At 40.1% G+C, this 21,582-nt stretch carries 17 protein-coding genes; 10 read left to right on the top strand and 7 right to left on the bottom strand.

What is annotated here, in order from left to right; translation table 11 throughout:
- Positions 1-16 precede the first annotated feature (16 nt).
- Positions 17-835: a PEP-CTERM sorting domain-containing protein gene (locus AC012T_RS17960; RefSeq protein WP_487060112.1), complete on the top strand. Its 819-nt coding sequence runs from the start codon at positions 17-19 to the stop codon at positions 833-835.
- Positions 836-1,283: 448 nt separating this feature from the next.
- Positions 1,284-2,114, top strand: a complete 831-nt coding sequence (locus tag AC012T_RS17955) for a squalene/phytoene synthase family protein (RefSeq protein ID WP_487066648.1) — start codon at positions 1,284-1,286, stop codon at positions 2,112-2,114.
- Positions 2,115-2,195: 81 nt separating this feature from the next.
- Here AC012T_RS17955 and devC read toward each other — a convergent pair whose 3' ends face one another.
- Positions 2,196-3,371 (bottom strand): ABC transporter permease DevC, encoded by a 1,176-nt coding sequence (devC, locus tag AC012T_RS17950; protein ID WP_487060111.1) that lies wholly within the window; start codon positions 3,369-3,371, stop codon positions 2,196-2,198.
- A gap of 196 nt (positions 3,372-3,567) precedes the next feature.
- On the bottom strand, positions 3,568-4,758 hold the full coding sequence (locus AC012T_RS17945) for an ABC exporter membrane fusion protein (protein WP_487060110.1): 1,191 nt from the start codon (positions 4,756-4,758) through the stop codon (positions 3,568-3,570).
- Between the two features lie 220 nt (positions 4,759-4,978).
- On the opposite strand from AC012T_RS17945, the gene AC012T_RS17940 reads away from it, so the two are divergent.
- Together AC012T_RS17940 and AC012T_RS17935 are read left to right on the top strand one after the other, a co-directional pair.
- On the top strand, positions 4,979-5,626 hold the full coding sequence (locus AC012T_RS17940) for a TetR/AcrR family transcriptional regulator (RefSeq protein WP_487060109.1): 648 nt from the start codon (positions 4,979-4,981) through the stop codon (positions 5,624-5,626).
- Between the two features lie 363 nt (positions 5,627-5,989).
- Positions 5,990-6,535 (top strand): DUF4231 domain-containing protein, encoded by a 546-nt coding sequence (locus AC012T_RS17935; RefSeq protein ID WP_487060108.1) that lies wholly within the window; start codon positions 5,990-5,992, stop codon positions 6,533-6,535.
- A 117-nt stretch (positions 6,536-6,652) separates the two neighbouring features.
- On the opposite strand, the gene AC012T_RS17930 is transcribed toward AC012T_RS17935, so the two are convergent.
- From AC012T_RS17930 to AC012T_RS17915, 4 genes are all read right to left on the bottom strand, one after another.
- Positions 6,653-7,399 (bottom strand): hypothetical protein, encoded by a 747-nt coding sequence (locus AC012T_RS17930; RefSeq protein ID WP_487060107.1) that lies wholly within the window; start codon positions 7,397-7,399, stop codon positions 6,653-6,655.
- Positions 7,400-7,419: 20 nt separating this feature from the next.
- On the bottom strand, positions 7,420-11,298 hold the full coding sequence (locus tag AC012T_RS17925) for a TIR domain-containing protein (protein WP_487060106.1): 3,879 nt from the start codon (positions 11,296-11,298) through the stop codon (positions 7,420-7,422).
- 335 nt (positions 11,299-11,633) lie between these two features.
- Positions 11,634-12,266, bottom strand: a complete 633-nt coding sequence (locus tag AC012T_RS17920; protein WP_487060105.1) for a Uma2 family endonuclease — start codon at positions 12,264-12,266, stop codon at positions 11,634-11,636.
- A 358-nt stretch (positions 12,267-12,624) separates the two neighbouring features.
- Complete coding sequence (locus tag AC012T_RS17915; RefSeq protein ID WP_487060104.1) at positions 12,625-14,232, bottom strand: protein kinase domain-containing protein; 1,608 nt, start codon at positions 14,230-14,232, stop codon at positions 12,625-12,627.
- A gap of 441 nt (positions 14,233-14,673) precedes the next feature.
- Here AC012T_RS17915 and AC012T_RS17910 point away from each other — a divergent pair, with 441 nt between their 5' ends.
- A complete protein-coding gene (locus AC012T_RS17910; RefSeq protein WP_487060103.1) occupies positions 14,674-14,877 on the top strand; it encodes a metallothionein in 204 nt (67 codons plus the stop codon).
- Positions 14,878-14,969: 92 nt separating this feature from the next.
- Here the strand turns inward: AC012T_RS17910 and hemL are convergent, their stop codons facing one another.
- Complete coding sequence (gene hemL, locus AC012T_RS17905; protein ID WP_487060102.1) at positions 14,970-16,268, bottom strand: glutamate-1-semialdehyde 2,1-aminomutase; 1,299 nt, start codon at positions 16,266-16,268, stop codon at positions 14,970-14,972.
- 290 nt (positions 16,269-16,558) lie between these two features.
- On the opposite strand from hemL, the gene hisIE reads away from it, so the two are divergent.
- From hisIE to AC012T_RS17880, 5 genes are all read left to right on the top strand, one after another.
- Positions 16,559-17,209: a bifunctional phosphoribosyl-AMP cyclohydrolase/phosphoribosyl-ATP diphosphatase HisIE gene (gene hisIE / locus AC012T_RS17900; RefSeq protein ID WP_487060101.1), complete on the top strand. Its 651-nt coding sequence runs from the start codon at positions 16,559-16,561 to the stop codon at positions 17,207-17,209.
- A 306-nt stretch (positions 17,210-17,515) separates the two neighbouring features.
- Entirely contained in the window at positions 17,516-17,797 is a 282-nt protein-coding gene (locus AC012T_RS17895; protein ID WP_487060100.1) for a transporter suffix domain-containing protein, read from the top strand.
- Between the two features lie 48 nt (positions 17,798-17,845).
- Positions 17,846-18,136 (top strand): 4a-hydroxytetrahydrobiopterin dehydratase, encoded by a 291-nt coding sequence (locus tag AC012T_RS17890; protein ID WP_487060099.1) that lies wholly within the window; start codon positions 17,846-17,848, stop codon positions 18,134-18,136.
- 945 nt (positions 18,137-19,081) lie between these two features.
- A complete protein-coding gene (locus AC012T_RS17885) occupies positions 19,082-19,993 on the top strand; it encodes an RNA polymerase sigma factor (RefSeq protein WP_487060098.1) in 912 nt (303 codons plus the stop codon).
- Positions 19,933-21,540 (top strand): tetratricopeptide repeat protein, encoded by a 1,608-nt coding sequence (locus AC012T_RS17880; protein WP_487060097.1) that lies wholly within the window; start codon positions 19,933-19,935, stop codon positions 21,538-21,540. The genes AC012T_RS17885 and AC012T_RS17880 overlap by 61 nt, the downstream gene beginning before the upstream one ends.
- Positions 21,541-21,582: the final 42 nt, after the last annotated feature.

Here is a 21,582-nt window from a genome sequence, read left to right as displayed (position 1 = left end):
CTAGGAAAATAATCTCATGATTCAGCTATCTCAAAAGATGGGCAAAGTTAGTATTGCTTTGTTCACAGGATTACTATGCAGTTTACTTAACAGTCATTCTCTGCAAGCAGCTACAGTAGTCAAAAAAGAAGCGGTACTTGGTAAAAACTTGATAGTTAATGGTAACGGAGAACAAGGTACTTGCGACTCCATTGGCAATGCGGTAGGTTCTGCTATACCCAGTATTCCTGCTTGGCACACCACTGGTAGCTTTAGTGTTCTTTGCTATGGTGCAACAGGGTTTGAGTTTGTCAACGCTTTGGGTCAAACTGTCAGTGTCAGTGGACTTCCTGATACTAACAGCCCAGGCCCGGATAATCGCGGTCAAAATTTCTTCTTTGGTGGTGCTGATAGAGCATCTTCCAGTGCTTCACAATTACTTGATGTAGCTCGACTGGCCTCGATTATTGATGCAAGTCAAGCTATGTATGATTTGGGTGCGTGGTTAGGTGGATATGGAACAGACTTAGATAACGTGCAACTGAGTCTGAACTTTTTGGATCAAAATTCTCAATCTCTGGGTACACAAAATCTTGTTTCACCTACGGTAGAAGAAAGAAACAACACAACAGCTTTATTATTTAAGTCCTTACAAGGCATTCTTCCCGTTGGTTCACGACAAATTGATGTGACTTTGAATATGAACTACGTGCGTGGACGCGTCAATGATGCTTATGCAGATAAGCTTTCACTAGTAATCACCAAAGTTCCTGAACCATCAATGTCAGGTTTGATGCTAGTTGGTATCTCTGTTGTCATGGGTTGGAAGTTGGGTAAAAACCATCAGCAAAAATGAAGTAAAATTTTGGTATCAATTGCTTTCAGCCTAATTATTTAAGTCTTGGAGTTAATTTAATCCGCTCAAGCGGATTTTTTTATGTTAGCGTGTTAATAACGCGTAGTTGCTATCATTATGCAAATCGGAATATTTCCAAATCTGAATATTTCCATTGATTTTTTTGACATTAATTATTTTATACATATATTTTACTTAATTTTTTCTCAAAACAAACTGAATATTACCTAGACCACTCATCAGAAGAACCTTCTGTTGTCACCAAAACCCTATATACTAGACTAGAATTTAGTAACATTTGAGCTTTTTGTTAATTGCTATACCATAAACTATTAATTTTTAGATGAAATACTAGATAGTTTTTAAGATTATTTAGTAGGAACTAAATCCACTATCATCAGAAAAACCAACATTCATGTGGTGTGAAAATCAAGAGGGGAATGAACAAATGGATTTACGTGGAGATGCATTGCAAATCCTCAGAGAAACTAGCCGAACTTTTTATATTCCAATAAGTACTTTACCGTCAGGGTTGCAAGAAGCTGTTGCATCAGCCTACTTGTGTATGCGTGCTATTGATGAAATTGAAGATCATCCAGAATTGGATAATGCAACTAAGTCACATTTGTTGCGAAGTATTAGCCACACTTTACAAGCTGGGGTTGATGGTTTTGCTGTAGATGCGTTTTCTCTAGGATTTCGTGGATATGAAGATTCTTTAGCAGAGGTCAGTCTCCGGGTCAGAGAATGGTCAATTTTAGCACCGGAGAGCATTGCACCGCGCATTTGGGATGCAACAGCAGCAATGGCTGATAGGATGGCTGATTGGGCAGAAATAAACTGGAAAATTGCAACAGAATCTGATTTAGATCGTTATACATTTGGGGTGGCAGGTGCGGTAGGCTTGTTACTATCAGATTTATGGTCTTGGTACGATGGTACGCAAACTAACCGGACTCAAGCGATCGCATTTGGACGGGGTTTACAAGCGGTGAATATTTTACGTAATAATACTGAAGATTTAACCCGTGGGGTAGATTTTTTCCCAGAAGGTTGGAATAACGACAATCTCCAACAATATGCACGTCGTAATCTGGTTTTGGCAGATGCTTATACCAACTCCCTTCCTGCTGGGCCGGCTTTACAATTCTGCCAAATTCCTCTGGCTTTAGCTCATGGTACTCTTGATGCCTTGGCTAGTGGCAAGGAAAAACTCAGCCGTAGTGATGTTTATGCTTTGATTGAAAACCTTATGGATGTCAATGTCAAAGCTAGTTAATTATCTGGGAAAATAAACATCTGGTGACAAAGTAGAGACGTTGCATACAACGTCTTTACAAGAGTTATGAAAGACTAATGTTCAAAACATATCGGCAGGATCAGCAGCTTGGAGTTTACGAGTTGCGATCGCACCAGAAATTGCACACATGGTAATTGTCAGCACTAAAACTTGCATACCACGAATTATCGTCATGTATACTGGTAAGTTGGTGGCTTGTCTGGTCAGTTGGTAAAGCCCCAATGATACGGTTAAACCAGGTATAAAGCCTAGAATAGCCAAAATTAATGCTTCTTCAAATATCACAATTAACAGGTAATAATTTCGATACCCAATGGCTTTAAAGGTGGCATATTCACGTAGATGGGCATTGACATCGGCTGAGAGAATTTGATAAACAATAATGACCCCCACCACAAATCCCATTGAGACACCTAAACTGAAAATAAATCCAATGGGTGAGTTGGTTCTCCAAAAATTGTTCTCAAATTCAATAAATTCTGCATGGGTTAGTACTCTTACATCATCTGTAAGATACAGTCTCAAGTTTTTGGCTACTTGCTGCGAGTCATAGCCTGGTTTAATTTTCACCAAACCAAGACTGATACTGCTAGATGGACGTTTGGGAACTAACCGCAATAAATTCTGATCACTAGTAATTAAGCTGCCATCAGTGCCAAAAGAAGCACCTATTTTAAATAATCCACCGACAGTAATTGTCCGTCCATCAATTTCGGTGGTAACGGTATTACCTTGGTCAATTTGGGCGATCGCTTTTTGATAATCTCCCCTTGCACCCCGATCAAATAAAACTGTGTCTGGTAGTTTGATTGCGGCTAGTTGTTGATTGACTTCTGGTAAATCAAAAACTGGTCTATTAGGATTAAAGCCAATTCCCAATACTGCTGTTTCTTTACGAGTTTGGGGATTTTTCCAGGTGATGACATTGAGATAAATTGCTTCTGCTGACTGTACCCCTGGTATATCCATTGCTTGGTATAGTCTCCTGCGCGAAAAAGTAGACATACTTTGCAGGTTACGGGTTTGGGGACTAGTTAAAATAATGTCCGCGTGCAAACTGCGATGTAACCTAGTATTGCTGTCATAGAGTGCAGTTTGAAAGCCCAGTTGCATAAACATGAGAATGTCAGCAAAGGCAATACCTGATAACGCTACCAGCAAGCGACTTTTATCATGACTTAGTTGCAACCACCCCAGAGGTGTCCGTCGTCGCAACTGTTGAAGTATTCGCATCATATTAGAAATCAAGGACTGGATACTGGGGACTGGGGAGAGTATTTATCTCAGGACTTACGCAAGATGTGACCGAAACCCTTATTCTTCCGTAGCGGTAATTCATGAATTACCGCTACTTTCGTTGTGTTATGCGTAAGTCCTATATCTTTCTTCTGACTCCTGAACTCCTGAACTCCTGACTCCTGACTCCTTCTTCCTAAAGTTCAATCACTACCTTGACTTGCATATTGGTTAAATTGGCAGCTTTCTGACTCGAAGCTGGATCTAGTCGGATATGGACTTTGATCACCCTGTTGTCGATATTGGTAGAAGGGTCAGTATTGATAGCATTCTGCCGCTGTACCTGTAAACCTATCCGTTCCACTGTCCCCTGTAATTCCATTGCTAGAACATCACCAGATACCCGTACTTGTTGCCCTGGATTTAATTTTTTAATATCGCTTTCATAGACTTCGGCAACTGCGTACATTTGACTGGTTTGCCCAATATCGGCAATGCCATTATTTGATATTAATTCTCCAGGACGGGTGTGAATTTCAAATATCTGTCCATTTTGGGGCGATCGCACGTAAGCTTGTTGAAGATTAGCTTTTGCTTTGTTTACTATTGCTTGAGTCCGACCAATTTCGGCTTTGGCTGCGACTACATCGACTGGACGCACTTCCACAATTTGATCTAATGTAGCGATCGCTTCTTTGATTCGTTGCTGGCCTGTTAACTGGATACTCTTTAACTCTGCTTGTGCAGCTTGCAGGCTTTTTTGGGCAGTTTCTAGGGTTAAGCGTTTACTATCGAGTTGAGAGGCTGAAATTGCCCCTTGTGCATATAGTTCCTGATAACGTTGGTTTTCTGATTTGGCATTGATTAACTCAGCTTGCAAGCGGTCAATAGTCGTCGTTTGAGTATCAATATTCCCTTGGTTTTCTGCTGTCAGACGGGCAATAGTTGCTTGTTGGGTGGCAATTTCTCCACGTTTTGCACCAGCTTGAATGCGGGATAAATTAGCTTTGGCTACTTTGACTTCTTCCTCCGCTTCTTGTAATGCAGCTTGCAAGCGATCGTGATTGTCTAAAATAGCAATTATCTGTCCTTCTTTTACTCTCTCTCCTTCCTGCACCAATAACTTTTCTATCCGACTACCTTCACTAGATCCAGATGAGAGTTTAATCACTTTTCCTTGCGGTTCAATCCGTCCCAAAGCTGTAACTGTTTTCAGTTCGGGTATGATTACTACCGGCATTACTGCATCTTGGGCTTTATCTCTCAATCGCACGACAGTAAATGTACCAATGCCGACAACAGTGAATGAGGCAATTATAGATATCGTAATTGGTAGCCAAATCAGCGCGTGAGAAGATAATGAACCTTGTAGCTTGGGGTTCTGCACAATAGCATACCTTTTAAGCGATTCAAAATTTGTTCATGAAAATGCAAATTGCTTAATCGAGCAGTATTAAGGTAGAAGTTTGCACTTGAGAAAAATATTTTTGATCTGCACCAAAAACTAAACCGTTTAGTTTTAAACTGTAGGCTAGAAGGACTAGTTAAGTCAACTAGGCAGGCTTCCTTTATATAGAACTGTTGACAAACAAGGATATTAGTAAAATATGGTACGCCCAAAAATTGGGGGGATAGAGAGAGCGCATTCAGATAAAGTAGAAAAGATTCTGCAAGGAGCAATGGGGGAGTTCTTAAAACAGGGTTATGCAGGGACGAGCATGGATCGGATTGCGGAAGCGGCGGGAGTATCTAAAGCAACAGTATACAGCCACTTTCAAGATAAAGTTGGACTTTTCAGCGCCTTGATCGAACGACTAGCCAGAAAACGGTTTCAGTCAATTTTTGGGCAACATCCCCTTGTCGGAGAACCTTATGTAGTTTTAAGGTGTTTAGCGAAAACTGCTTTAGAGCAAATGATGACAGATCCAGAATATTTAGCATTTGAGCGAGTGCTGATTGGTGAATCCGTGCGGTTTCCAGAACTAGCGCAAGTTTTTATCCGTTCTATTGCCAAACCAGCGATTGAGACTATTAGTAAATATCTAGCATCACATCCAGAATTAAAAATACCTGATCCAGAAGCAACAGCAAGAATCTTAATTGGTTCTTTAGCGCATTTTGCGATCACTCAAAAAGTTTTATATGGCGAGGATATTATCCCTATGGAGAGCGATCGCATAATTGATGCTCTAACCCATTTAATTGTAACCAGTGCAGATGCAAAAAATCATCACAGTTATCCTCAAAACAGCTAGGAACGTTACTTTTTCATAATACAAAAACCAAATTATAAGCCTATCCCCGTTGTGGGGCTAATGTGTATACTGCAAACGGTTCATAGTGTAAACAAATATAGAACCCCTCTCCAAACCTCTCCCCGTTCACGGGGAGAGGCTTAAAACTTAGTTTTTTAAGCCATAAAAAAGAACTTAATTAAAAAATCCAGTCCCCCTCCTCGCTTGCGGGGAGGGGCTAGGGGTGGGGTTTTATCGCTGTGGGAAAACAGTTTCATCTCAAATCAAGTCCAATGAGCAAATCAAAGGATCGTAAAATCTAGTTAGCAGTTCACTACACATAGCTGAGATAATAGAGAATATTTTGATGCTCAGGAGTGAATTGTGGCAAAAAAAGATTCTTATTCCCAATTTTTAAAAGAAGAATTTAATAATTTATTTGAGACTCTAGAACTTAATGATAGACAAAAGCATTATCTAAAATCGCGTTGGCTAGACCAGATTTTGTGGATGGAAGGACGAGCGAATCATGCCCGTCAACGCTATTATCAACTGAGATTAACCACAATTATTGGTGGTGTCATCGTTCCCATTTTAGTAAGTTTAAATATTAATAATAAACAGTTGGATTCCTCTCTTAAATATTTTACCATCGCCTTATCGGGAATGGTAGCTATCAGTTCCTCTGTTGAAGAATTTTTCCATTATGGAGAACGTTGGCGACACTATCGACGGACAACAGAAATTCTCAAAGGAGAAGGTTGGGAATTGTTTGAACTCAATGGTTCCTATGCCAATTACAAAACCCATGACGAAGCTTTTAGCAATTTTGCCGGCAATGTAGAAAATATCATTCAGAGTGATGTTGAAGTTTATCTCACCAAAGTCACCCAAGAAACTAAAAAGCAAGAAGAGGAAAAAAAGCCGTAGGTTTAAGATGTAGAGACGTTCCATGGAACGTCTCTACGGTATTTATTTGGCGCAACTTTACACAGAATTGGTATGATTTTCATCATTTATTAATGTTTTAATCTATTAATGTCTTAATCACTCATGTGTCAACTGCTGCCTTAATAGCTTGGCTAATTCTGACATTGGCTCTGATAGGTCAAATAATAACAGGTTACTTTGCCCTACAACCTCTGCCACCTGTTCCCGCACTTCAGACCCTGGATGGTTTCTAGCAAAAGCAATTTCATCTGCCAGCCGACCGCTACCAGCGATTACAACTATTGTCCGACCAACTTTTAAATTTTCTGTAACATCTACTAAAGCAATCTCCCCACCATTGATTAGTAGGGTTACTGATGGTGCTTCGTTAGCGAGTAAACTGGCTACTCTGGCCTGCCAAGGCGATTCATCACCCCATTTAGTGCCAGGAACCAAGACAAAATGAGTATGGTGAGGTTCTAAGGCTTCTGTATTCGATGATGTGGCGACTGCATTAGGTAATGTAACAGTCCCAACTGGGGCAACACCAATTAAAGAAAACGTCCCATTGATTTCCCTACGAGCCTGACCCATCATTTTCATTACCCCAGCATCAGTACCGCCGTCAACTACATCGGCATTCAATTCTTCAACTAGGGGGGCGATGACTTCTACAAACAACAGGCGTAAACGGGCTAAATCAGCTTCACTCACCTTACTTGCACCACCTACTAATACTAGTAGAGGACGCGAACCTTGAAAGCCGAGATCATGGAGAGCAGCGGACAAATTTACAAAGTCATCAACTTGAACAGCATCTGCTGTTTGTCCGGTTGGGAAGGAAATACTGAAAGGCTTTTTCATGAATTGAATTACAAAAACCACTACTTTACTTTTGAGTACCAATCGTCACATAAATTTATATCGTCTTTAACTTTAGGATTATTTTTCAAATAGTTTCGTACCCAATTGCAACTGCGCCCCATTAAAGAGTCTAAGTCTAGCATCCAAAAATCTAAATCCCAGAGTTTGATTGTCTTGTCTGCACTGCCAGAAACTAATGTTTTGCCGTCCGGGCTAAAACTCACGCTATGGACAGGGTCAGAATGCCCGGAGAGGGTGCGGATTTCTTTGCCTGTCTCTAAATCCCAGAGTTTGATTGTCTTGTCTGCACTGCCAGAAACTAATGTCTTGCCGTCCGGGCTAAAACTCACGCTCCAGACAGGGTCAGAATGCCCGGAGAGGGTGCGGATTTCTTTGCCTGTCTCTAAATTCCAGAGTTTGATTGTCTTGTCTGCACTGCCAGAAACTAATGTCTTGCCGTCCGGGCTAAAACTCACGCTCCAGACAGGGTCAGAATGCCCGGAGAGGGTGCGGATTTCTTTGCCTGTCTCTAAATTCCAGAGTTTGATTGTCTTGTCTGCACTGCCAGAAACTAATGTCTTGCCGTCCGGGCTAAAACTCACGCTATGGACAGAGAATTTATGCCCGGAGAGGGTGCGGATTTCTTTGCCTGTCTCTAAATTCCAGAGTTTGATTGTCTTGTCTGCACTGCCAGAAACTAATGTCTTGCCGTCCGGGCTAAAACTCACACTATAGACACGGTCAGAATGCTTAAAGAGGGTGGGGATTTCTTTGCCTGTCTCTAAATTCCAGAGTTTGATTGTCTTGTCTGCACTGCCAGAAACTAATGTCTTGCCGTCCGGGCTAAAACTCACGCTATAGACAGAGAATTTATGCCTGAAGAGGGTGGGGATTTCTTTGCCTGTCTCTAAATTCCAGAGCTTGATTGTGTTGTCTGCACTGCCAGAAACTAATGTCTTGCCGTCCGGGCTAAAACTCACGCTATAGACAGAGAATTCATGCCCGGAGAGGGTGCGGATTTCTTTGCCTGTCTCTAAATTCCAGAGTTTGATTGTCTTGTCTGCACTGCCAGAAACTAATGTCTTGCCGTCCGGGCTAAAACTCACGCTCCAGACAAGGTCAGAATGCCCGGAGAGGGTGCGGATTTCTTTGCCTGTCTCTAAATTCCAGAGTTTGATTGTCTTGTCTGCACTGCCAGAAACTAATGTCTTGCCGTCCGGGCTAAAACTCACGCTCCAGACAGGGTCAGAATGCCCGGAGAGGGTGCGGATTTCTTTGCCTGTCTCTAAATTCCAGAGTTTGATTGTCTTGTCTGCACTGCCAGAAACTAATGTCTTGCCGTCCGGGCTAAAACTCACGCTATAGACAGAGAATTTATGCCCGGAGAGGGTGCGGATTTCTTTGCCTGTCTCTAAATTCCAGAGTTTGATTGTCTTGTCTGCACTGCCAGAAACTAATGTCTTGCCGTCCGGGCTAAAACTCACACTATAGACACGGTCAGAATGCTTAAAGAGGGTGGGGATTTCTTTGCCTGTCTCTAAATTCCAGAGTTTGATTGTCTTGTCTGCACTGCCAGAAACTAATGTCTTGCCGTCCGGGCTAAAACTCACGCTTCTGACAGAGTCATCATGCCCTTCCAAGCGATTGCGTTCGCTTTTCTCACTAAGAGCTTTTTGCAAGGCATTCATCGTTTGTGGGTTAGTTGTGTGTTGGTTTTGCAAGATTTTTCCTGCTTTAATCGCTTGAACAAAAGCATCTAATTCTTTATGTTCATTAAGTAGAGACGACGAATATCTACCAAGAGATTCGGCTTGATTGAGTTGTGCCTGCTTTAATTGTTTTTTGGCTTCATTAGATTGAGAGACAGCAAAAACACCCTCTACTATTGCCGTTACTAAAGCCATGCTTGCCGCCACTAACAGTACCTTCAATCTCAATGTCTGCTGTTTTTCCTTTTGATTTTGCGTTTCTATAGCTTGCTCAATCTTTTTAATCGCTTCCCGACTTTGAAAAATCAACTCTCTTTGTAATTCTGTCGCTGCCGGCTTTTTATTCTCTGTTTCTGCTGTCTTTAACCATGCATCAGCAATAGCAAATTCAATTCCTCGTAACAAAAAATCTGCACTCTTATTTTCTTTATCCCATTCCAACGCCTGTTGTGACCATTTCGTGTGACTTCTGACATGATCTCTATCTGTATCCAGCGTTCTCACCAATTCATTAAAATTGGCAGAAAATTCCCCTCTATGCGGATTAAAATCGAGCCATTGAATACTTGCTAAAACCGCAGGGAGGTTTTTTAGCTCATCGTCTGATAGAGGGCGATGTAGTATAGTAACAAAGCGTTTACCCAATTTTTGGGCATATTCCACTTCATCACCACAATAGGGAGAATTTACCGATTTAGGCGAAATAATAAACAAAAAGTTATCGGAACTGGCAATTCCTAAATTAATTTCTTCTTGAAACTTAGTCCCTGTAGCAATACTTTCTTGATCAAACCATGTCATTTTTCCTAATTCTTGTAAAGCATCATTTAATCTCCTTGCTAAGTCTGAATCAGCACGAGAATAGGAAATAAAAACTTCTAAAGAAGATTCTTCTGGTTTGTTGAGACTGGCAGTAATAAACTCCTCTTGTAAAGGTAAGGGAGGATAATCTTCTCGCTGTTTTGCTACCTTTAACCAAGCTTCAAAATGTTGTAAATTATAACCTCGTAATAAAAGACTAGGGTTTTGGTTTTGTTTTTGCCATTTTCTGGCTCTGACTAAAAGAATTTTATGTTTTTCATAGTAAGAAGGTTCTTTCTTTAATTCTTGTAATAATTTATCAGTACTGAGATGATATTCCTCTGCGTTTTCTGATTTAGTAAAATCAATAAACTGTATTTTTTTTAACTCTAACGGAATTAATTCTAAATCAGTCTCTGCAACTAACAAAGGAATAATCCGTTTATTATTTGCTAAAGCCTGATTTAATTCCTGTTGACAATATTCCGATTTTAACGAATCCAATGATATCAAATAGACAAAATTATCTGCTCCCTCAATTCCTTGATGAATTGCTTCTGGAAATGCAGTTCCGGTTTTAATATCAGTCTTATTTGTCCAAACAGTAATACTTTCACGCATTAATGTTTTTCTAATTTTCTCCTTAATTGCCTCGTCTGTATCTGCGGCTGCCAGAAAAACTTGACTAAGTAAATTCTGAGAATTTTTTATGCTCTCACAAATAAATTCACAATGTAAATCTGTAGGAATACAAGGCTGTTGTTCATCTATAAATCTCTGTTTTAACCACTTTTCCGCTTTTCCTCTTTCTTCCCCAACCAAAAAATAATTAGTTTGTTGCTGATTTCTCTGCCATTCTAAAGCTTGCACTAAAAAATTAGTATGTTGTTCAACATAATCTTGATTTTTACTAATTGCACTCAATAACCCTGCAAAGGCAGCAGAAAAATCATCAACATTATCCCGAAAATAAACCCAGTTGATTTTACTAATTACTGGGTGCATATGCGGATAACTAGAATGCCGTCCTTCTTCTTGGTATTTTTGCCAGTTATCTTCAGTTTGATTCGGGTTTCTTTGTTGCCAAACTTCTTTGCTAATTTGCTCAACGTGAAGTAAAGGAATAATCCGTTTATTGAGCTTAATAGCCAGTTCAATCTCTTTGAGACAATATGGAGAATTTACCGAATGAGGAGAGATAATAAACAAGAAATTATGAGCTTTTTCTATGCCATCATTAATTTGTTCTTGATAATCTACAGCTAAGGGAATATCGTTTTGATCAAACCAGACATTTAAACCTGCTGCTGCCAATCTTTCATGAAGATTTATAGCAAAGTCTTTACTATCAGCACGTCCATAGGAAATAAAAGCATCATAAAAACTCATTTTCTGTCCCTTCATATTCAGATAAGCTAATACCTATCGGCGTAAATACGCCTACCTTTTACCAGGGTTTGAAAAGTCAACATTTTTATAATACCATTTAGACAGACAATACTTACGTAAAAATCAGGGTACGATTATGAATAGAAATTTCGCTATGCGACAGTGTGCTTTATGCGATCGCTTGATTGACGCTTTAACCCATTTAATTATAACTAGTGCAGAGGCAACAAATAATAATGGTAAAATTTCATAATAAGTTGGTTTAAATTGTTAGATGCTGTTTAAAATTTGGTGTTGGGTTTCCTTATTTCCTCCTTGTCTTTAGAGTAAGCAAACTATCCTATTTTCCCCCGTACCCAAGCACGAAAAGATTTCAACAAAGCAATTTCACCCATAGTTTTACTTTGCTGAATAAATCTATTCATATCACCAACAGCAACTAGCGGAAAAGCAATGCTAAAATTAATCTCAATATACTCGCTTTCCACTAATTGATAAAACTTCAAAACTGCCCCGTCATATTTCCATAGTTCAGTAACACCTAAAGCCGCATAAATATTAAACTTATTCACAGAACTGCTAGTAATATCAATTTCAATTGCTAAATCTGGAGGAGGATCTATTTCTAAATTTAAAGTTTCCCTACCTCTAATAGCTGCTTCATTTTGGATATAATAGCAACTATCTGGTTCTATTCCCTTTGCAAAAGATTTACGTTTTAATGTTGTAGAACCAGCACTTCTCAGTTCAATATCTAATTCTTCAGCTAAAGCAATAATAAAATTACTAAAATTGCCTTTCGGGTTTTCGTGTTCAAAAAGTGGAGTCATAATTTCTAAAGTACCGCAGTCATAAGCAAACCGAGAACCTCTATGTTCACCTGTATCTCTCAATAAGGCTTCAAAGGTATCCCAGCTAACGTTATATAAAACCGTTCTTTGTTCAGTAGAAATTGACTGAAGAAGCATATAAAACACCTATTCCATCACAATAATAGATAAAATACCTAAAATTTTACCAATATTATTAATATAATAATCTGTCAAGTCAATTTCTACTACTTGATTAATAAGGTTTAAAAATTTCCAGTTAGTACCAGTAGTCTCTTATAGGGTGTGGTTCGGCAAGCTCACCTACCACGTCAGACTCGATAATTTGGCACAATTAACAGATTTTCTACATCTAACGCACCTTACTAATCTGCTGTCTCAAAAGCCTGCAATCACCAATCATCGTTGATTGATATCATGTCTAATTTGTATAGTGCGTAAGTCCTAGAATTGACGCTTTAACACATTAAATTGTCAATTCAGCCCAAAGGTAATATTACAAAAATCCCCGTTTACCATTGGGACGAACAGTCAACCAATTAGTCTTAGCCAGTGCTATTTGCTCATCAGTAACTTTAGCACCAGTGAGATTAGCACCGCATAAATTAGCCCCCCGAAGATTGGCCTGACTCATGTAAGCATAACTAAGATCAGCACCCCTCAGATCAGCCCCTTCCAAATCAGCATGACTTAAATAAGCTTTAGTCAAATTAGCATCTCTCAAATTCGCGTGCATCAAACTAGCTCTGCCAAAATCACTATTTTGGAGATTTGCACCTTGGAGATTAGTTTGTTTTAATTGAGCGTGATGGAAATTAGTTCCTGATAAATCAGCACCTTGTAAGCTCAACATACTGATGTTGTACGAAGCAAAATCCCGTCTTCCCTTCACATATGCTTGGAGGAGAGTTTGAGAATTTAATTTGCGGCCAGCTTGAGAATTATTAATATCAGTGTTAACTATATCGGGAGATTTAGAAATTAACTTCTTCTGCTGAATTCGCCCAGTTCGGAATCCAGTCGTTTCCGATGACTTAGCCCGTCTAGCACGGATTGCCGCTGCTACTTCCGCTACACCATGAGTATTAGAACCAGGATGAGTAGACAAACCATTAGAATTATCTGACTTATTGTTTGCTGACTCTTTGAGATCAACATCAGATTGAACTATTAACCCCTTCGCTAAACTATCTAAATATGGTTCTATCTCCAAGGCTCTGAGAACATCTGGGGCTGAATGGTAGCGATTACGGACTGAAACCTCTAACATTTTTTTTAACACAGTTGTTAAATGTGCGCTCACATCTACAAGCTGCTCCCACATGATTTCACCCGTTGTGGGATTGTATGGCAAATCTTTAGGAGTTTTGCCAGTTAGAAGATAAATGCACGTCACTCCTAGAGCGTAGATATCGCTGGAGTAAACCGGACGCATGGCCATTTGCTCTGGAGGAGCAAAACCAGGAGTACCAATTGCATAAGCTGTCAATGCTGTCTGTCCTGATTGCTCGGCAGCTACTTGGGTAACTTGGTTTTTGACAGCCCCAAAATCAATCAGTACTAGTCTGGCATCTTGAGAGCGGCGAATTAAGTTAGCTGGTTTGATATCACGGTGAATTACCTTTAGCTCATGGATGTATTGCAGCAATGGCAAAATCTCACTCAAGAACTGTTTGACTCCAGCTTCGCTATAGACTCCTGTTTTTCTTACTTCCTGTTGGAGAGTAGCACCACTGATATATTCCTGAACTAAGTAAAATTGTTTGTCGTCTTCAAAATAGTCCAGTAGGCGCGGTATTTGTGGATGATTGCCAATTTGACCCAAAGTTTTGGCTTCCCTCTCGAACAGTTCTCGTGCCATTTGCAATATGTGTGGAGCCGTTCCTGAGGGACGCAGTTGTTTAATCACACAACTTGGTTCTCCTGGCAAGGCTTCATTTCTAGCTAAAAATGTGGCTCCGAAACCTCCCTGTCCTAAAGGTTTATACACTCGATATTGACCACATTTACCACGCAACGTTAGTGGCGAGTCGCAAGATTGGCATCTTGGACTAGATGCCACATTTTTAGGATGGGAACAGGTAGGATTGAAGCAATAGCTCATGCACTTTTAACTCGCTGCACAACGAATATAACGAAATAAGGGAGAAAATTTAGACTCAGATTCTATTATTGATAACAAGTTTCAACTTTGCGAGATAATTTTTGCTGAAAACTAGTCTTTAAAGAGTTCTTAAACTTATACATGATGCTAATTGAAGTGATCGTAAAGTACTTAGAATAAACTATGAGCTAAAATTAATTTTTTTCTCCCAACTATTATCTCACTAAAATCAAGCTATTATCTCTAAGGTTTTTATGTAAAAGTACTGAAAAAGTAAATTATTAATTATACAAAATTAATGTATAACAGCTTATTATGATGATTTACGTACACAGCCAATCGTGAACTACTTCACCCTCAGCCATAGCAGGGTGGTGACTTTCGCGTTTTGTTAAATTTTAGGTTGAATTCTTTTTCCATAACATATGAATTACTGTTCATATGTTATATTATTATTTTCAACAACAAAATGGAGAAATTATTATGACAACCATAAATCAAATGAAATGCGCCTGTCCAAGTTGCTTATGTGTTGTTTCATTAGAAAGCGCTATTCTCAAAGATGAAAAATACTATTGCTCTGATGGTTGTGCGGAGGGTCATCAAACCATCAAAGGCTGTGGTCATAGTGGATGTGGCTGTTAAGTAGTGCTGAGTGCTGCGGCGTGGGGGTAGGGAACTCTTAACAGGAAAGAAAACTCATTCACTGTTCCCTATTCCCTATTCCCTGTTCCCTTTTACAAGTTAGACATCACATCCCTGGCAACAGCTAAGGTCTGTTCAATATCTTCGTCTGTATGAGCTAAAGAAGTGAATCCAGCTTCAAACTGAGATGGTGCTAAGTAAATACCATGCTCTAGCATTCCACGATGGAAACGCCCGAACTTGGCTGTATCTGCTTTTTTCGCATCCTCGTAGTTATGGACTGGCCCAGCGGTGAAAAATAAACCAAACATGGCGCTGATATTACCACCGCAGATTGCGTGACCCGTTTCTTGAGCAATTTTAAGTAACCCATTGGTTAGCTTCTGAGTCATCTGTTCTAGAGAATCATAAGTACCGGGTTTTTGTAGTAATTCCAGTGTCTTGATTCCAGCAGTCATTGCTAGAGGATTACCGGAAAGAGTCCCTGCTTGATATACAGGGCCAGCAGGTGCAACCATTGACATGATATCGCGGCGACCACCATAAGCTCCTACTGGCAAGCCACCACCGATAATTTTACCGAGTGTTGTTAAATCTGGAGTGATACCAAATTTTTCTTGAGCGCCACCATAGGCAATACGGAAACCAGTCATGACTTCATCAAATACTAGTAAGGCTCCATGCTCGTGGGTAAGCTCTCGCAATCCTTCTAAAAAGCCAGCGTCAGGAGTAATAAAACCGGCATTACCAACTACTGGTTCGAGAATTACGCCAGCTATCTGGTTGGGGTTTTCCTCAAATAAGGCTTTGACAGCTTCTAAATCATTATAAGGGGCTGTTAATGTATCGCTAGTTGCCGCTTTGGGTACTCCTGGTGAATCAGGTAAGCCAAGTGTGGCGACACCTGAACCTGCTTTGACCAGGAACATATCAGCGTGTCCGTGATAGCAACCTTCAAATTTGATGATTTTATCTCGTTTGGTGAAGGCTCGCATTAACCGGAGTACGGCCATACAAGCTTCAGTACCAGAATTAACAAATCTGACCATTTCGATGCTTTTAACTGCATCTATCACCATTTCTGCTAAAACATTTTCTAGTACACAGGGTGCGCCAAAGCTAGTACCTTTTTCTAAGGCTGTATGCAGTGCGGTGATGACTTCTGGATGGGCATGACCACAAATAGCGGGGCCCCAACTCCCCACATAGTCAATGTATTTGTTACCATCTACATCCCAAATATAGGCTCCGTTAACGCGATCAAAAACTATGGGTTGTCCACCAACAGATTTGAAAGCGCGAACTGGAGAACTTACTCCTCCTGGCATCAGGTTTTGAGCAGCAGCAAAGATTTCTTGAGATTTTGTCGTTTTAATTGTGGTGTTTACCAAGGTTTCCTCCCAAAAATGGGGAATAAAAAGGGCTTATCTATCTTAGGATAGGGTCAAAAATGGCAAAAAATTTCTATCCTTGTGGGGTTGCCTGAACCAAAAAAATAACAATATTTTAATACACATCGAACTCAAAACTTACTCTAAAGATATCTAAAGATATCTTTAGAGCTGCGGACTCAATGATCTTAGACCTAATCAAGATGTTTGTTAAAAAGATGCCAGTTGCTCTATTGAGAATGGTATCGTGAATGCATCAATCATTGTTAAATTTAAAGTAAATTTTTGGTATGTCTTCTCCCGAACTGCGATCGCTCCAATCTGCTATCCCTGTGGAAAAAATTCGCTACGATGACAAGGGTTTAGTGGCAACCATTGTCCAAGATTATCTGGATGGTACTGTCTTGATGATGGCCTGGATGAATCGGGAGTCTTTACAAAAGACGTTGGAAACTGGAGAAACTTGGTTTTGGAGCCGTTCCCGTCAGGAGTTGTGGCACAAAGGAGCAACTTCTGGACATATTCAAAAGGTGCAGAGTATTCGTTATGACTGTGATAGTGATGCCATATTGATGGTAGTGGAGCAGCTGGGAGATATTGCCTGTCACACTGGGGAGCGTAGTTGTTTTCATCAAGTAGATGGGAAAGTTATCCCACCACCAGGGGATATGCTGTCGCAGGTATTTGATGTGATATGCGATCGCCGTGACTACCCCAATGAAAGCTCTTATACCTGTAAGTTATTGGCTGGTGGCGATAACAAAATTTTGAAAAAGATTGGTGAGGAAAGCGCTGAGGTCGTGATGGCCTGTAAAGATGATGATGCAGACGCGATCGCAGGTGAAGTAGCAGATCTGTTTTATCATACCCTCGTAGCGATCGCACATCATCAAGTTGACTTAAAAGCTGTATATCGCAAATTGCAAGAACGTCGGAAATAGGTATTGAGTAATGGGACAGAATTAATTAGGGCTTGCTTAATAAAGCTAAAACATAGATATATCAAGAGTCGGAAGGTTAAAAAGGTAAATCAGGTGCAAGGAATAAGCGTTGAAACTACCAAAAACCTATCACTGGATCTGATTCAAGACTATTCTTCTAATTCTTCCTCCTGACTCCTGACTCCTGACTCCTGACTCCTAGCTTTCACAGATAACTTTTTCAGCAACCCCTACTTAATGTAGGATAAGCCACTCCAGCCAAACAGATAAAAATACTAAACTCAGATTCTGTTATAAACAGGAATTATGCAAAAGCTGGGTTTGGTTCTCATTGTTATCTCGTTTTTTCCGTGGTTAGCGATCGCTATAATTGTCCCATTTCTGCCAATTTCTGTAGCTCAAAAAGCCTTATTAGTACCAGCATTATTGGTTTTAGCTGAAGTTATATTTTGGTTGGGTGTGCTATTGGTAGGTAAAGAAGTCGCCCAAAGGTATAAACGTTATTTGAGTTTTCGTTATTTCAAGATACTGCTCAGAAAATTCAGGCGCAGAAGCAGGAACAGAGGTTGCACGAATAAGCGATTTTAATTTGATTTGCTAGTATAAATATAAGTACTATCTGTGTAGATCAAGAAAATGTCAGCACAAAAACTCAGTGAAGTAGAACTACAACAAGCTTTGAGTAATTTACCTGGATGGCAAATTAAAGAAGGCAAGTTGTATAAAGAATACAAATTTAACTCTTTCCCAACTGCATTAGGTTGGATGGTAAAGGTGGGTGTTCATGCAGAAACAATGGGACATCACCCTGAATGGTTAAATGTTTACAACACTGTCTGTGTGAATCTTGTTACCCACGACATCGGTAATGCTATTAGCAATTTAGATGTGGAATTGGCAAAGAAAATGGAAGAATTAGCAGCCTAGAACTGGCAATATCATTTCCAGTTCAATACTTATATTAAGAAACCGCACGGAAAAGAGGGTATTAGACTATTTGATGTTTGTAACTGGAGTTTAGACTAGATTCTGTTTCAAAGGCTATAACCCTGATGTAGCAATGATTCTAGACTTGGGATTTAAAACAAGTTGATAAATCCTCAAAACCTCTCTGAATAAGAGTTTGAAGGCTTGATAAGTAAAATTAGTCTAAACTCCAATTGTCAGGGAACAGATCAGAAACTTTAGTTCTGAGTTTAAAGCTCAGTCAAAAAAACAGTGTCATTATTTCAATCCCATGTTTTTAAACATGAGTTTTCCCTGTTCTCTGTTTCCTCTGAAAACATATTCAGGTTTTGAAAACCTGAATTTAACTCAATTTACTTGAATTTGACTGAAATTAAAATCCTGAATTTAACTCAATTATTGATTATAAAAACTAAGTATCATTTAATAGACTTCCAAATAAAAAAAATATCCTAAAATTGCTTATGGTGCAGGCATACTATGGCTAACGCCAGCCTACGCTATCGACAAGCTCAGTAAAAGTCCTGCCTACTAATGATTACAAGGAAGTCCAGGATGCCCATCCCATAAAATTGGATCATCTTTTTTGTGGAGTTCTCTAAATGCTTTTGGGTTTTTTGAAGGTTGAAACAACCAATCTTCGTTCCAAATTCCACCACCTTAAAAGGGCTAGTCCTACTTAGTTTAGGATTGCTATGTATCCTATTTAATTTTTGATAGCTTGTGTGGTGTAGCCATACAAATTACATATACATCTAGCAGCCTTCTTTCCCTATTCCCTATTAAGAGTCTCCACGAGTCATTATGGCTATGCCTCCCGTCAGGGATATAGTAATCAAATTGGATTCCTAGCATGGATAATATTTCAGTCTTTTGTACAGTGCATCATCACTCAGGTTTTAAATAATGAGCAGGAGTTCACATATACAAGCGAACCCAGAACAAGAACTTTTGTTCTGCTTATCAGGGCTGAAAATCAGGAATGTATTGCCGAAACAAAGCCAATTAAGGGATTTATCTCAAAATGATTGTGGGGATTTTTGGGAATTATGGCTATCATATCAAGATTATTTTTATAACCTTTGCTTAAAGTGGATGGGAGGTAATTCTCATGATGCCGAAGATGTACTGAATCAGGCAATGCTCAAAGCCTGTAATCAATGGAAAAAATACGCCAATAAAATTATATATCCTAAAGCATGGTTAACTCGAATTATTTATAACTTCTGCATGGATGTACATCGAAAAGGCAAACGAGAAGCCATAGGAGTTGAAAACATTGACGATATTAAATTTGCCGATCATCCAGCGTTTGCTTCTAGGGCAGAATTTCCTGAATCCAATATTTTGAATTTGGAGATGCGAGCATATCTCCGCTACAAAATTGAATCCTTGCCTGATAGATTGCGCCATCCTTTTATTTTACACTGCTGCCAAGAAAAATCCTGTCAAGATGTTGCCAAACAACTCACCCTCTCTGAAGAGAATGTTCGCAAACGTATTCAACAGGCACGAAAGATTCTAAAAAAGCAGTTAGAGAAGTATCTGACAGGAGAAGATAACACTTGTATTGATTTCTTATCACCATCCTTAAACAAGGTAACTTTGATAGTAGAAAAGATTCAATCTAATGAAACACTTCCATACGGGATGCTACTCGAACGAAAAGCTCAGTGTGATGCAGTGATTCCTTATTGTAAATCATCAATTATAACCAAAAGCCAGCACGAAGAAATTAACTATAAAGTAACAGTAATATGTCTGGAAAAATTGCCACATCCTTGGTACAGTTCACCCAATTCTCTGGGCTGGAGATGAATGCTCACTTACTTGTAGAGGAGAACCTAGCTAGACAAAAGCAGAAACTTATCACCTTAAGTAAGTATGTTCAGAAATATCCCCAAGGATGGAAAAAAAGATTAAAACTGGCTGACTTATTTTACGAAATGGGAAACTGGCAACAAGCAATTGCCGAATATTATCAAGTGATTGAGCGACAACCTCAATTAATTGATGTGTGGCTGCAACTGGGTAAAGTTTTGCATCTGATGGGACTAGAAAAAGAGGCTCTAGAAATATATGAAAAAGCTTTAGTGTTGTCCGAAAATGAAGGAACTCAGCATCACATAAAAGGATTGATTGCAGTTTGCAGAGGTGAGAGTCAGAAGGCAATCATCGCCTTTAATTTAGCGGCTGCTTTAGAACCGGAGAAAGTAGTTCATTGGCTGGCTTTGGCACAGGTGCATCAGAGAAGAGAAAATCCTTTTGGTACTCTTAGCGCCTGTGAGCGGGTTTTGTCAATCAACCCAGATGATGTTTTCTCATTGATTTACAGCTATGACGGGTTAATGGCGGTGGGGAATATTCCAGCAGCTAGAGAGCGGTTGAGCAAACTTATAGCCTTAGCTGGAGATGATTTCCGGGTACTGCAACGACAAATTAATCAGCGTTGTCAGATGAGCTTGGTATCTCGTAAAGAAGGGAAACTGACGAAAAAGATGATTACTTCTGCACTGCGACAGGCTCCTCATGGGGTTGAGGCTCACAATTCCCTGGCATATTATTACATCCTGCGAGGGGATTGGGTGCAAGGTGTGGAGGTGTTAACAGAGTTTACCGCAGAACACCCGCATCATCCTTATGGTTGGTATTATTACGGGCGCTGCTTGTTCGAGACGGGAGAATATCAGAAGGCGGTACAGATGATGGAGAAAGCTTATCATCTGTATCCCCATGATTGCGAAATTTATCGGGCGTTGTGCGAAATTTTATCAGTTGCGACCTCTCCCCCTACCCCTCTCCTACTAGGAGAGGGGAGTAAGACGACTCTTGCTTCCATAGTGGAGGAGATGTTGAAGCGGTTTCCTGAATGCTGGAGTGTTTGGACGACTGCGGGGCGGGTGTTGGTGGAACATTTTCAAGAGTTTGAACGAGGGTGTAGTGTTTCTGAACAGGGGACGCAACTACAGCCCCAATTAGCTGATGCTTGGTTTCGTCATGGACGAGTTTTAGCTTTGGCTGGAAGACATCGGGAGGCAGTGGAGGCGTTGGAAAAAGGATGGCATATATTACCAAGAGGGGGTTATCTGCAATCCGTACCTGCTGCGGTGTGGCTGGGGGATGTTGGAGCTAGTAAACAATGGTGGAAAACGGCTTGTGAGGGATGTCAGGAATTAAGGGCGTTTAACCCGGCTATGGCTGATTACTGGTTAGGGAGAGCCTTGGTAGGGTTGGGGGATAGCTTGGGAGCGATACAGGCTTATGAAAGTGCTTTAAGTCAGCAGTTGTTGTATCCGGCTCGTGGGGAGGTTGAGAAGACTTTGCAGGGGCTGAAAGGTAAGGGGAGGAAGGGTTATGGGGTTTGAGGGTGAAGTTTTGGTGAAAAATTTGCCCGTAACTCGAAAAAT

Source organism: Anabaena sp. EIM26 (assembly GCF_057568715.1).
The sequence above is the reverse complement of the archived record's forward strand: the minus strand, read 5'-3'. Positions and strand labels throughout refer to the sequence as shown.